The 13,264-nt window shown below is 53.2% G+C and carries 14 protein-coding genes; 5 read left to right on the forward strand and 9 right to left on the reverse strand.

The features are described from left to right. Positions 1 to 129 precede the first annotated feature (129 nt). The 8 genes from groEL to mmoX form a co-directional block, all read right to left on the reverse strand. Entirely contained in the window at positions 130 to 1,812 is a 1,683-nt protein-coding gene (groEL, locus tag QLH52_RS06910; protein ID WP_319961037.1) for a chaperonin GroEL, read from the reverse strand. Positions 1,813 to 1,832: 20 nt separating this feature from the next. After that, a complete protein-coding gene (locus QLH52_RS06915; RefSeq protein ID WP_319961038.1) occupies positions 1,833 to 2,273 on the reverse strand; it encodes a hypothetical protein in 441 nt (146 codons plus the stop codon). Then, positions 2,242 to 3,279, reverse strand: coding sequence for an aromatic/alkene monooxygenase hydroxylase FAD-binding subunit MmoC (mmoC, locus tag QLH52_RS06920; RefSeq protein WP_171696933.1), 1,038 nt, complete (start codon positions 3,277 to 3,279; stop codon positions 2,242 to 2,244). Before mmoC ends, QLH52_RS06915 begins: the two co-directional genes overlap by 32 nt. A gap of 1 nt (position 3,280) precedes the next feature. Continuing rightward, positions 3,281 to 3,541, reverse strand: coding sequence for a soluble methane monooxygenase-binding protein MmoD (gene mmoD / locus QLH52_RS06925; protein ID WP_051670140.1), 261 nt, complete (start codon positions 3,539 to 3,541; stop codon positions 3,281 to 3,283). A 155-nt stretch (positions 3,542 to 3,696) separates the two neighbouring features. After that, entirely contained in the window at positions 3,697 to 4,194 is a 498-nt protein-coding gene (gene mmoZ, locus QLH52_RS06930) for an aromatic/alkene monooxygenase hydroxylase subunit gamma (RefSeq protein WP_033157498.1), read from the reverse strand. Positions 4,195 to 4,203: 9 nt separating this feature from the next. Next, entirely contained in the window at positions 4,204 to 4,629 is a 426-nt protein-coding gene (mmoB, locus tag QLH52_RS06935) for a methane monooxygenase regulator MmoB (protein ID WP_033157497.1), read from the reverse strand. Between the two features lie 9 nt (positions 4,630 to 4,638). Beyond that, positions 4,639 to 5,817 (reverse strand): aromatic/alkene monooxygenase hydroxylase subunit beta, encoded by a 1,179-nt coding sequence (gene mmoY / locus QLH52_RS06940; RefSeq protein ID WP_319961039.1) that lies wholly within the window; start codon positions 5,815 to 5,817, stop codon positions 4,639 to 4,641. A 28-nt stretch (positions 5,818 to 5,845) separates the two neighbouring features. Continuing rightward, positions 5,846 to 7,429, reverse strand: a complete 1,584-nt coding sequence (gene mmoX, locus QLH52_RS06945) for an aromatic/alkene monooxygenase hydroxylase subunit alpha (protein ID WP_319961040.1) — start codon at positions 7,427 to 7,429, stop codon at positions 5,846 to 5,848. A gap of 339 nt (positions 7,430 to 7,768) precedes the next feature. Here mmoX and QLH52_RS06950 point away from each other — a divergent pair, with 339 nt between their 5' ends. Continuing rightward, entirely contained in the window at positions 7,769 to 8,644 is an 876-nt protein-coding gene (locus QLH52_RS06950) for a fumarylacetoacetate hydrolase family protein (RefSeq protein ID WP_319961041.1), read from the forward strand. Between the two features lie 73 nt (positions 8,645 to 8,717). Beyond that, positions 8,718 to 9,167, forward strand: a complete 450-nt coding sequence (locus tag QLH52_RS06955) for a hypothetical protein (protein ID WP_319961042.1) — start codon at positions 8,718 to 8,720, stop codon at positions 9,165 to 9,167. Positions 9,168 to 9,188: 21 nt separating this feature from the next. Here the strand turns inward: QLH52_RS06955 and QLH52_RS06960 are convergent, their stop codons facing one another. Continuing rightward, positions 9,189 to 11,075 (reverse strand): potassium transporter Kup, encoded by a 1,887-nt coding sequence (locus QLH52_RS06960; RefSeq protein ID WP_033157492.1) that lies wholly within the window; start codon positions 11,073 to 11,075, stop codon positions 9,189 to 9,191. A gap of 225 nt (positions 11,076 to 11,300) precedes the next feature. Here QLH52_RS06960 and QLH52_RS06965 point away from each other — a divergent pair, with 225 nt between their 5' ends. The 3 genes from QLH52_RS06965 to QLH52_RS06975 are packed head-to-tail and all read left to right on the forward strand — an operon-like array spanning position 11,301 to position 13,203. Continuing rightward, positions 11,301 to 12,092 (forward strand): energy transducer TonB, encoded by a 792-nt coding sequence (locus tag QLH52_RS06965; protein WP_225892962.1) that lies wholly within the window; start codon positions 11,301 to 11,303, stop codon positions 12,090 to 12,092. Between the two features lie 15 nt (positions 12,093 to 12,107). Then, a complete protein-coding gene (locus QLH52_RS06970; protein ID WP_101053835.1) occupies positions 12,108 to 12,788 on the forward strand; it encodes a MotA/TolQ/ExbB proton channel family protein in 681 nt (226 codons plus the stop codon). Between the two features lie 4 nt (positions 12,789 to 12,792). Continuing rightward, positions 12,793 to 13,203, forward strand: coding sequence for an ExbD/TolR family protein (locus QLH52_RS06975; RefSeq protein WP_033157489.1), 411 nt, complete (start codon positions 12,793 to 12,795; stop codon positions 13,201 to 13,203). Positions 13,204 to 13,264 lie beyond the last annotated feature (61 nt).

Genomic DNA, 13,264 nt, shown 5'->3' on the forward strand with positions numbered 1-13,264 from the left:
GCGATGTTGTCCAAAATAACAAAATCAAAAAAAGAGGCAATGCGACATAACGTCACATTGCCTTACTCCATTGCAGAATAATGGATAGCTCTAACTTTCGGAGAGAGGAGGTTGAGGTAGAAATAACAATTACATACGGGGATCTTCGCGGGTGGCGGCAGCCCATTCCGGCGAATAACCGGCCATGATGGACAAGTCCGGCACGTTCATGATCACCGTCTCGCTGCTGATCAAAGTAGCCACCACGCTCACTGCATTGCGCAAGGCGGTGCGCAACACTTTGACCGGATCGATAATCCCAATATCCAGAAAATGCCCGTAGTTTAAATACTGCATATCCACGGCAAATGCCGGGTCAGCCTGGGTAGCTAAGCGCATCAGCACGTCTTCGTTGTTCAGGCCGCCATTGTTCAACAATTGCCGGAGCGGCGCGCCCAGTGCCTGCTTGACGATGGCGATGCCTTGTTGCTGCTCGGCATTTTCGGCAATCACTTCGTCCAGCACCGTGGTGCAACGCCACAAACCGATACCGCCGCCGGGTAACACGCCTTCTTGCAGCGCAGCCTTGGCGGACAAATAGGCATTTTCGATGCGCACCAGCCGCTCTTTGATTTCCACGTCGGAGATACCGCCGACCTGGAAGCTGCCGGTCTTCCCGGATAGGATAGCGATGCGCTCTTCCAGCTCTTCGGCTTCGTGTAAATTGCCGGTGGCGGAACCTTCGCCGGGTTTACGGGCGCGAACCAGTGCCAACTCGCGCCTTAAGGCCTCTATGCGTGCGTTCACGGGTTCGCGCGTACCCGCCGCGCCGATGATCGTCGTATTACCTTCCGAGATGACCGCGCGCTGCGCCTGACCCAGTTGCGCCAGCGTGACGTCTTCCAGCCGCATGGCCCGCTCCTGCAAAATAGCGGTGCCGCCGGTCAACAGGGCCAAATCGCTCAGCCTGTTGATGCGTTTGTCACCGAAGCCTGGCGGCTTGACCGCCACCACTTTGAAAATGCCGCGCACATGATTCAGCAACAAGCCCGTTAACGCTTTCTCGGCGACCGCTTCGGCGATGACCAAAAGCGCGCGGCCTTCCGCCGCGACGTCTTCCAGCAGGGGTACCAGATCCATGAAGTCGCTGATTTCCCGGTCGTACAACAGAATGTAGGGCTGCTCCAAAACCGCTTCGGCGCGGGTTTTATCGGTGATGAAATAGGGCGACAAAAAGCCCTGCTCGTAATGGATACCTTCCACAATCTCCAGTTGGTCTTCGCGGCCATTACCCAATTGAAAGGTCAAGGTGCCGGTTTCGCCAAGCTCGGCCAGGGCCTGTTTCAGGAGCTTGCCGACACCGGCTTCGCCTTTACTGGCGACCCGCGTAATCTTTTCGACCCAGTCTGCCGCGCTGTCGGTGACAGCCGATTTTTGTAAATGCTGCTCCACCAAGATCAGCGCCAACTCCATGCCTTTTTGCAATTGCAGGGGATGAAAACCGGCCGCGACGCTTTTCAGCGCTTCCTCCGCCAGGCTTTGCGCCAGCACAATCGCCGTGGTGGTACCGTCGCCCACTTCGCGAGACACCGCGCCGGCGACGTCCCGCAACATGCGGGCACCCAAATCGGCAATCCGGTCTTCCATGATGATGGCATTGGCAACAGTAACGCCATCTCGGGTAAAGACGGGCATGATGCCGTCGGTTCGGTGTTGAATCATCACGGCAGGGCCGGCGCTACCCAGCGTAACGCTCGCCGCGCGTGCTACCGCATTGATGCCTTGCAGCAGACGTTGGCGAGCTTCCGGGTTGTAAATAACGTGTTTACTCATTTCTAGGGTGTCCCCATTGGTTAGAGGTGCGAATTTAATTTCATCAAGGTTTGCCCTACCTGGGCGCGGGTTTGACGAGCACGTTGCGCATTGGCCCAAGTACGAATCAGGATTTTGTCCCAGTAATCCAGGCTGCGTTTAAAGTCCTGCTCTTCTTCATCCGTGAATTCCTGATTCCAGAATGCCTTTAATTCCTGAACTCTGGCATCGCCCAATTTTTCAAAAATCTCCTGCTCATCTATCACCAGTTTTCTGATCGTTTCGTCTAGTTGCACCGCCATACCAACCAGAAACTCTACATCGTCGGCTTTCATAGTCGCCTCAGCGTGGTTGCGCGATTTTTCGATAGGAAAAAAAGGCTGATTTGGATCGGCAAACAGGGTGGCTGCGCAGGGAAACGGCAGCGCAGCACCCTGTTTGCCCGTGGCGTTAAGGCGAACCGCTAGGCAGGAATTTTTCAAGGTAGATACGTTCCTTAGGGATGCCCATTTCGGCGCACACCGCAAAGGTGGCGTCGACCATGCCCGGCGGCCCGCACAGATATAAATCCGGCTTGGCGCCGGTATCCTGCAAATCGCGGCGCAGGATGTCGACCACACTGCCTTTTTCGCAATGCCAGTCGTCCGAACATTTCCAGACGCAGTTTCTCAGCTCCAGCGTCGGCATTTGTGCGGCCAGTTGATTCAGTTCATCCAGATGGAAAATTTCGGCTTCGGTGTTTACCCCAAAATAGATGATGCACTTTTGCGGTTCTTCCCATTCGTGCATCCGCCGCACCATCGATAATATCGGCGCCAGTCCGGTGCCGCCGGCCACAAAATAGCGCGGGGTAAAACCGTTTTCCTTCAAACCGAAAACGCCGGACGGGCCTTTGACGTTTAATTTCTGACCCAACTTGGCGTCGTTTTTTAAATATTCTGAAAATTTGCCGCCATCGACGATGCGAATCAAAAACTCCAGATCGCCGGTTTTATTGGACGTGTTGGCGGGGGAGTATGAACGGGTGATGGTGGTGCCGGGAATTTCCAAATCAAAAAACTGCCCGGAGTCGAACTTGATGGTTTGATCGTCGCCCGTGCGCCGCAGCAGCAGTTTCACCACGTTGATGGAAATTGGCGTTAGCTCAATGACTTCCGCTACAAACGTCAAACCTTCCGGTGAGAATGAAATCCGGTCGTAGGTATAAGGTACTTCGACTTCCAAATCGCTCACGGGGTAGCAACGGCATAACAACACTTCGCCGGCCTCTTCTTCTTCGTAGGGCAAAGCCTGCGAACTGCATTTGCCCAAAACGTAATCGCCTTCCGCGCAAAATCCTTTGCAAGTCGCGCAACCGCCTTCCCGGCAAGAAGACATCAAATATATATCCTGCCGCACCGCTGCCGTGATGACATCCTCGTCTTCGTAACAATCAAAGCAAACGGATTCCCCGTCTTGCGTAATGATTTTAATTTGATGGGCGCTCATGTCATTCTCCCAGGCATTGGTTTTTGGCCGACACGCTGAAAAACGCCAATACGTGCTCAACCGCACGCCGCGATGCGTCCAGGGTTAGCGAGCAACCTTCCTGCACCAGTTTTTGGTCGCGGTAGATGGTCCAGCGCCACATGAACTCGAGATCTTCGCAGAAGGCAGCGTAGGGCGCGGTGTCGTATAGCGTGGTGAGTTTGTCGGCTTCACTGGGAAAAGCGGGCGCAACCGCCGACTTAAAATTTGAGAAAAAATCCATAATACTGATTCTATGAAATGGTTCGTTGAGATCGAAGCGCACACACAGGCCCTCTCGCTCACGGCGATGTAAGCGACGAGTAGGTTTTGTCCGCTATCGGTTTGTTGGCTATAAAGGATGCGCCACGCGCAAGTGCGGCGCATCCTGCCGAACGATTACTGCAAGGTGACCACTTTCACGCCGCGTTTCTGACGCAATGCCTCTAACGGCAAGGCGTAGTAGTCGGTGTTGCGCAGTTCCATCAACTTGGTCCCCAACTGGCGGTCGGTGTCCAGAAACACATTGACCGGCATCACAGGCGGTTTGCAGGCCAGTCTGAAGTTGATGTGAATGCGCTCTGCTTCGTACATGTCCGTGCATGCCTCCATTTTGGCAATTACTTCATTTGCCACTTGCTGGGCATTGGCGCCGCAGGTGCAGTTGTTGAGCAGTTGAGTGTCGTTGAATTCCTTGTGCTTCAACAGCGCCAGCTTTTCTTCGATTTTCAACTCGATCCACAAGCCATCCAATTCCAGCGACCAATCGGTTTTGAACGGACTCATGTGCTTGGCGCGGAAGTCGGTAATGAAGGCGTGCGCCTTTGCCAGGGTATCCAGCGTGGCAATTTTGGCCATCCAGGCATTACGGGTGGGGTTGTCATGAATATTTGCCATGGTGTTCTCCTACGCCGCAGCCAAGTCTTTCAGTTTCACGTCAAGACCCATCAACTCGGAAGTGATGGTGAAGGTCTCGCCCAGGGTATAAGCACGGCCGATGGTGGACGACACATCCACCAACAGGTCGTAAACACTGTAGTGCTTGCCCAGTAATTCCGAAACTTCGACGCAGTCGATCTCGATTTTGCCGGTCGCTTTCAGCCACCAGAAACCGGCGCGGTCTTCCACCACCAGCGTGGGGTTGTCCGCCTTGTGCGAACCTTGCAGAATTTCTTCCACCACGGTGTTGAGTTCATCGGATTTTTTCAGAACCAGCACCACTTCGTGGCTTTCGTGCACGACCTGGTTATCTTCGGCAAAGTATTCATCGGCAAAGGCTTTGCCGGTTTTTTGCATAATGCCTGCGTTGTAAGCATTTGAACTTTTCGACATGAGTTTTCCTTATTTGAGTCCGCTTAACACGGTTTTGACGAGGGCATTGGTATCGACTTTAAAGTTGATCGGATCGGCAAAATCGCGTTTCCAATCGGCAAACACCCTAACCAGCGCCGCTTCGATGGCGGCTTTGTCGCTGACGCCTTTGATTTCCGGAATGGTGGCGTAAATCGCCATGAAATCCTTCAGTGCATCGACGGTTCTGGGCAGCCACTTATTGGCCCAAGCCCGCATCAACCGGTTGTTGTAATCGCCGAATTCCACGTCGGCCCCCAGACAGGTATGGAACATGTCGGTGGTGATGCCTTTGGTTTGCGAGAAATACAACTGCATTTGATTGATAAAGAACGGGGTCAAGTTATCGCCGTAATAAGACGACAAACGCATAAAGAACTCTCTGCGTACAAATTGCCCGAAGATGGGGTCGCAAATCATATGGCCGGAGAACAAGATTTCATTCCAGTCATAAGTGGCTTGCCAAATATCCTGGACCAGTTCCCTGGCGCCTTTGAAAATCGCCCCCTTAGTCCATTCTTGTTTGGGAATGTCGGTGGACTCGGGGAAACCCGGTACCAATTTAGACAAAAAGGTTCTTTCCGCTTGAATCATTTGCGCGTTGTCTACCTTGTCCAAACCGATCATCGCGCTGCTCATCCGCAAGGTGTCGCCCAAGCAATCGCGCACCACGGAAGAATGCGCATTGAACAATCCATACTCGTAAAAACCGAAAGCGCCGAGATAATCGCCCAATACTTCATCGCGCCAAACCGGATCGATCGACCGTACGTGGCCGTCGGCGGAATAGGCTTTCAGGAAGCGGTCGGTATAACGCCACTCTTCGGCTTTATCCTTGACATACAGCGCATGCCAACGGAAAGCCGGGTCGCGGTGCGCCAGCCAATCCGAGCTGCGCATTTCGGTGGATTCGTTACTCCAGGACGGACGACCGCCATGGAATTTTTGGGTCCAATCGCCCCAGTCCAAGCCGCCGGGAATCCAGTCTGGTGTCGGCTGGCTATAGCAACACAACACTTCATATTCATTGATCCGCTTACCGCGCGGCTTCATGAAGTAATTCATTTTGCGCTGGGTTTCCAGAGGCTTGTCCGGCACTGCGGCCATGATTACTGCGGCAATTTCCGGGTCGGTCAGGCCACGTCTGCCACCATTCACTTCTATGGTCATAAGTTTGTTCCTTAAAGAGTTGAAACGATTAGAGGGCTTTCAATGGATCGGAAAACACGCAGTTAATCCGTTTGATGTCGTCCAGTGTCCACAGCTTGCCGTCTTTATTGGTGTGTGGCTGGCTGATCAGGGTTTTGCCGTCGCTGCGCACGCCAAAGCCTTCGGCAATCACATCCGACAATTCGCGACCTTCGTATTGTTCGAAGATGTTTTGGCATTCATAGCGCTCGGGTTCCGACAGCCACATTCTTTCGCCCCATTGGTCGCTGAAGGAGTGTTTTTTGCCGTTGTATTCCAGAACGCGCAATGTGCTTTCGCCTTTGCAATAGCTGGGGCAGAACGGTACTTGAGAAACCCGGTCGATATAGATCGGATGGTTGTTTTCGATGAACCATTGGATGGGCAGGAAGCCGCTGCTGGGATCTTCGCAGCCGCGCGCGCGCCATTCGTCGTAGACTTTACCGTACATGTCGTACCAGCCTGGGTAGTTGGCTTCATACCATTCCGCTTCTTCCTGGGTTGGCAAGCTCAAACGGAAAAAGCCAGTGGGCCACAAGGCATAAGCGATCAGGAACAAATCGTGATGCGCCCAGTAAGCGTCTTTTTTCGCATCGCGCAGGCTGCGTGGCGATTCCACGCCGTATTTGCCTAGACGGCCGATCCAGATGCCGCCCCAATCTTCGTACACCCAACGGTTCCAGGTTTTCACCCAAGGCTCGACTTTGAAATGACTGCCGTACTCGAACATCATGCCCAATACCGGTGTGAAGTATTTTTGTTGGGTCCAGAAAGCGTTGTTCAAATCGGTATTCAGATATTTCGAAGCCGCTTCGTCGTTGGCGATGGACACCACGGTTTGATATCCGTTAGCCATATGGCGCAGCTCGTCGGTTTCGATGGACAGGAACACGGTCGGAGTCATCTCGTCGCCGTTGGCGGACGCCCACTCGGTCACGGCCACGATCAATGGATTGGTAAAGCAGGCTTCGCCGACCAATTGCAGGTTGATGGAGCATTCCACCGCATCGCCGGAAATAAAGCCGTCCGAGAATACCCGTTTCATGCCTTTCCACAGCGGACCAATCGCTCGAGTGCGGCGGGCATCGTTATGACCGGCGGCGTCTTGGCCTTGTTTGGCAAAGTAATAGTTGATGTAAGCACATTGGTTGGTGTGACGAATTTCGTCCAGCACTTGGCCCAAGTAACCGTTTTTTTGTTCGGGCGCGGTCGCGGAATCCCACAGCATGCCGGTGGCGGCAATGGCGTTGTATTCGCCCACTTCCAGGAAGTTGGAGATGATCTTCATCGATTCATTCCATTTCGGATGCACGCGGTTCGCCGCATCCACCCGCGTCAACACGTCTTGCAAGCTGCCGAATTGACGCTCGTCCTTCACCGATTCCATGCGGGCATATTCTTTCGCGATCAGCTTGAATTGCTCCTTGGTATCGTTGGCCATTTTGTATTTGGTCGAATACTTGGTGCGATTTTTATCAAAATCCCAGGTAAAGCTCTGCATCCAGCGGTGAACTTCCTGCGCACCTACACTGACGGGCGCCGGATTGGCGGCCAACGCATCGGTTGCGGCTTTTGTGGCGGTACTTATAGCCATATTGAATCCTCGTTGTGGTGTTATAAGAATGGCGAGGCTGTCGTCATTAAGCTAAGCGGTGACTTTCCGTTGCCTTAAAGCGCTGATTGGCCTGGACTGACGCCAGCCTCGGTGGTCAGATTGCAACACGTGTGCCAGTATTGCGTTATTTGATTAAGCCTTTTATTAACAATGCCTTAGATGGCATTGCTTATGGCTCTGAGTCGGCGCTTTTTAAAGAATGAGCGTCCAATAACTGGACAGTGCTTAGAAATAAGACGTCCAGTTCGCGGGTTTTGCTGGGCGACACCGGCACTGCGATACAATGCGGATTTTGTTTGGATGAAGAGTTGATTCGGTATGAAACTACTGAGCTATAAATACAATGGTCAAGTACAAATTGGTGCACTGGTTGGCGCGCAAATCGTCCCGGCCGGCGCGGATTTGCCCGGCAATATGCTCGATTTTCTGGCGGCTGGAGAGTCGGCGAAATTAGCGCTGCAAAAGCAGATTGCTGCCGACGGCGAACGCATCGCTCTCAGCGACGTGCAGTTGTTGGCGCCGATTCCACGTCCCGGCAAGCTGTTGGGCGTTGGTTTGAATTACGCCGATCACATCGGTGAAACCGGAATGGAAAAACCGGAATATCCAACCTTTTTTACCAAGCAAAGTACCTGCGTCATCGCCGATGGCGACGCGATTCATCTGCCGCTGGTGTCGGACAAGGTTGATTACGAGGGCGAGTTGGCGTTTGTGATTGGCAAGCGCTGCAAACAGGTGCCTGTCGAGCAAGCGCATGAAGTCATCGCCGGCTACACCATTTGCAACGATGTGACGGTGCGCGATTGGCAGCAACGCACGCCAACCTGGACCTTGGGCAAATCTTTCGATACTCATGGTCCACTGGGGCCATGGATGGTGACGGCCGACGAAATCGCCGATCCGCATAATCTCAGTTTAAAAACCTGGGTGGGCGACGAGTTGCGGCAAAACGGTAGTACCGGCGACATGATTTTTAATTGTTACGAGTTGATTGCTTATCTGACACAAGTGATGACGTTGGAGCCGGGTGATGTTATCAGTACCGGTACACCGGCTGGGGTGGGAGTAAAAATGAAGCCGCGCGGTTATCTGAAACCGGGACAAACTGTGCGTATCGAGATAGAAGGCATCGGCGCGCTAAGCAATCCGGTGATTGCCGAGCCGGAACATTTTTTGGTCGGCGCCTCAGGTTAAGCATCGATTAAGTCTGACTCGGATATGCTAAGCCCAACTTTAGATTAGAGGGCCAACCAGCCAAGAGGCAGTCATGAAAACCATACAAGTCGCCATTCTCACCATCGCCGCATTAACCCTGTCGGGTTGCGCGACCGGCTATTATCAGCGTGCCTATGTGGGTTACGGTGGCGGCTATTCATCGCCCAGCTATTCGCAAAATTATGGTCGCGGCTATACCAGCCCGAGCACCAGCATCACGTATGGCCGTTACTATGTGCAGCCCAGTTATCGCTCGGAGCATCATCACGACGATCACCATGACTGGCATCAACCTGCGCCGCATTTCGATCATCGTGTTGGCGGCTGGCAAGGACGAGACTTTGGGCGTCGGGACTTTGATCGTGAACGGCATGCCGAACAAAGATCCCTCCAACAACAATCGATGCCGGAGCGGCAGGAACGCGGTTTCGGGCGCAGGGACAGTGACGGCGACCATCAGCGCGGCGGCTGGGGCGGCCGTTTCGGCAGACGCGGAGACTAAGCGCGACTAGGCAGTGGATTTCTACAATTCGATGCGGATTCCCAGCTCGATCACACGTTCGACGGGGATTTTGAAATACTCTATCGCACTACTGGAATTATGCGTTAAGAAACTGAACAAGGAGCGCCGCCATTTCGGCATCGGGCTTTTGCGGCGGAACGACAATTTTTCACTACCGATAAAAAACGATACGGTTTTTTGATCGATATCCAAGCCTTCGTGGCAGCAAAGTTGCAGGGCGCGGCGCACGTCCTGTTCCTCCTGAAATCCAAAATACAATTTCACCCGGTAAAAGCCACCGCTATCGCCGAACATGCGGATTTTTACCCTATGCGCTTCATCCACGTAAGGTTCCTCGCGGGTCACGATGGTCAGCACGATGAGTTTTTCGTGCATCACATGGTTGTGCTCCAGGTTGTGCAGCAAGACCTGCGGCACACCGTGTACGCTGCGGGCCATATAGATTGCCGTGCCGGGTACCGTAACCAGGGGCCGGTCTTTCAAACGTTCGTCCAAGTCCTCGAACAATACCCGTTTTTCGTCCAGGTACCGGGCTAACAATTCCTTGCCTTTGATCCATGTGGTCATAATCAAGAAAAACACCGTACCTACCACCAGCGGCAACCAGCCACCGTGCGGGATTTTCAGGCTGTTGGAAGACAGAAACAGCAGGTCGATAATCAAAAAAGTCGACAGAAAAGCAATGCTGGTGGCTTTGTTCCATTGCCAGAGGGCCTGGATGACGATAAAGGCCAGGATGGTATCGACAATCATCGTGCCGGTTACGGCAATGCCGTATGCCGATGCCAATGCGGACGACGATCTGAAGCTGAGAACTAAAATAAACACCGAGACCATCAGCAGCCAGTTGACGGCAGGCAAATAGACTTGGCCCATTTCGTCGCCGGAGGTGTGGCGGATGTTCATTCTTGGGCAGTAACCGAGTTGTATGGCTTGCCGAGTTACCGAAAACGCCCCGGAAATGACGGCTTGCGAGGCGATCACGGTGGACAGTGTTGCCAGGACCAGCAGCGGATATAGGGCCCAATGCGGCGCCATCAAATAAAACGGATTTTCGACGGCCTTGGGATTGCCGATCAACAACGCGCCTTGGCCAAAGTAATTGAGCAGCAAGGCCGGAAATACGAAATAGAACCAGGCGCGCCGAATTGGTTTCAAACCGAAATGTCCCATATCGGCATATAGGGCTTCGGCGCCGGTTATCGCCAACACCACCGCGCCCATGATTAAAAAGCCTTTCCAGCCCAATTCTATTAATAAGCTGACCGCGTAATAGGGGTTGATCGCCATCAATACATCCGGATGCTGGACAATACTGATGCCCCCCAAAAGACCCAGCGTGGCAAACCAGAAACACATAATGGGCGCAAACATTCTGCCGACTTTGCCGGTGCCTTTGGTCTGGATAAAAAACAGCACGCTGAGCACGATGATGGTGATCGGCAAAACGTAATGTTCCAGGCGCGGCGCCACGATTTGCAAACCTTCCACGGCGCTGAGTACCGAAATGGCCGGGGTAATCATGCTGTCGCCATAAAACAACGAGGCACCAAGCAGGCCGATGGTGACGATGAACGCTTTGCGTTCCGGATTATCTTTGGACCCCTGCAAGGCCAGCGCCATCAAGGCCATGATGCCGCCTTCGCCCTTATTGTCGGCGCGCATGATAAAAATGGCGTATTTGGTGGTGACCACCAAGGTGATAGCCCAAAAAATCAAGGACAGCACCCCGAGCACATGGGTGGTATCGGTCGGCAAGCCGCCGTGAAAAACCTCTTTTACTGCATACAAAGGACTGGTGCCGATGTCCCCAAACACGACACCTATCGCGCTTAAAGCCAGTGTGTTGACTTGACCCTGGGGATGATCGGATTGTTTTACGGACATATGGAATCAATCGGAAATACAAGACGGGAGTGGAAATTATGCCACAGATTGTAATTTAGCCCGAAACCGTCATCAGCCAGTGGGGATTTTGACGGCTGAAACGTCTTAGTAAGGAATGGTTAGATAGTGTTGTTTCCTGTAAGGATGGCTGTCGCGCTAAGACGTATTAATTTACAATGCCCGGCTAAATTCGAATCGCGCTTAATTTTGTATTCAACAGTTTATATGTATTTATTTAAAAACCACGAGGATGCTTTGCAAAATAAAGAGTTAGCGTCGTTCGGCGGTTATCTGCCGGCAGTGGCAAGCGGTTCCGGCTCATTTTGGCGGACGCTATTGGGAGAGGAACGGCCCGCCAGCATGCTGAGGCTGTTAACGCTATTAGTCGCGTTGCTGCATGTTTGGGGTTTGCAGCAATTGCTGAAACCCGAGGAAAAAGTCACGCCGGCGCAACCTTTGATGATGGAAGTATCGATGATTGCGATGTCAGCACCTAAGCCCGCCGCCGCCCCGCCGCCTCCCGCCCCGCCGCCGCCCAAAAAAGAGCCGCCGCCGAAAAAGCCGCAGCCCAAGCCGGTTCCCAAAAAAGCGCCGCCCATCGTGCAAAAGGCGCCCGAATATGCGCCGGTTGAGCCGGTTTCCGAGCCGCCGCCGACACCGGTAAGCAATACAGCGAGCAGTGCGCCGGTAACGACTACGACGACCAACACGACCGCGACCAACGCCGAGCAGTTTACCGAAGCCAATTTTCGGGCAAACTACGCCCACAACCCCAAGCCGGAATATCCGATGATAGCGAAAAGCCGCGGATGGCAGGGCAAGGTGATGTTACGGGTACAAGTCTCGCCGGAGGGTTTAAGCGATTCGGTGGCGGTCGAGCACAGCAGCGGCCACGAGATGCTAGACGAATCGGCGGTGGAAGCCGTGAAAAAATGGAAATTCATTCCGGCCAAACGCGGCGAAACGCCGGTGGCCAGTTCGGTGATTGTGCCAATAATTTTTACTTTGCGTGAATAGAAATCGGAGAGATTAATGCCCTACCATATAGCCCCGGAAGCGGTTATCGACGCTACCCTTTACACATTGCTAGTGTTTTCGTTGATAACGTGGACGTTGATTTTTTTCAAAATCTGGCAGTTTGCCAAGAACAATTACTATAACAAACAGTACAACAATGCTTTTTGGGACGCTACGGATTTAAAGGCCGCAGAGCAACTGCCTCCAGAAACTGCACGCGGTCCCAAAGCCCGGGTTGCAGCCTGCGGCTTTGCCTGGTTGGCGGAAATGACTCATCCGGAAACCTGCACCAGCCTTAAGTTTCGTGGCTCTCCACAAGACTTGCTGGAACAAACCTTACGTAAACAGACTCAGGACGAGCAACGCCGAATGGAAAGCGGCTTGACCATGCTGGCCAGTATCGGTAGCACCGCGCCGTTCGTCGGCCTGTTCGGTACCGTGCTTGGCATCATGCACGCCATGCACGACATCAGCGCCAGCGGTTCGGCCAGTTTGGACGTAGTGGCCGGGCCAATCGGCGATGCGTTAATTGCTACGGCTATCGGTATCGCCGTAGCCGTACCAGCAGTGTTGGCCTATAATTTCTTCCAGCGTCGCGCCAAGCACCATCGGGCTTCGCTGGAAAATTTCGTCGAGGGTTTTCTGCATATCGCCTTCGGCGACTCAAACATCAATACCAGTAAAAACAAGGATTAATTACATGGGATTCAAAACAAACTCAGACGACGATGGGCCGGTTAGCGAGATTAATGTTACGCCGCTGGTAGATGTGATGTTGGTGTTGGTGATTATCTTGTTGGTCACCGCACCGTTGTTGACCCAATCGGTCAACGTGGCTTTGCCGAAAACGGCCTCCACGACCCCGGATTTGGAAAAGCAGCCTATGCAACTGGGTATCGACGCGCAAGGTGCCGTAACCCTGAATAAAAACGCCGTGGCCGATTTAGCGGCGTTGGATACCACGCTGAGGAACGAATTGGCCGGCAACCCCGAGCTAATCATTCACATTTATGCCGATCAAGGCGTTAATTACGGCAAAGTGGCGGAAGTGATGGCGACAGTACAGCATGCCGGGATTTCCAAGTTGGCATTCGTGACATTGGAAAAATAATCCATATCGGCTGGGTTTCTCGCCCAACCCGCGATCCCCCTCCAACGCTTTAACGATTCTG

This window comes from Methylomonas defluvii (genome assembly GCF_033949435.1).
GTDB classification, from domain to species: Bacteria; Pseudomonadota; Gammaproteobacteria; order Methylococcales; family Methylomonadaceae; genus Methylomonas; species Methylomonas defluvii.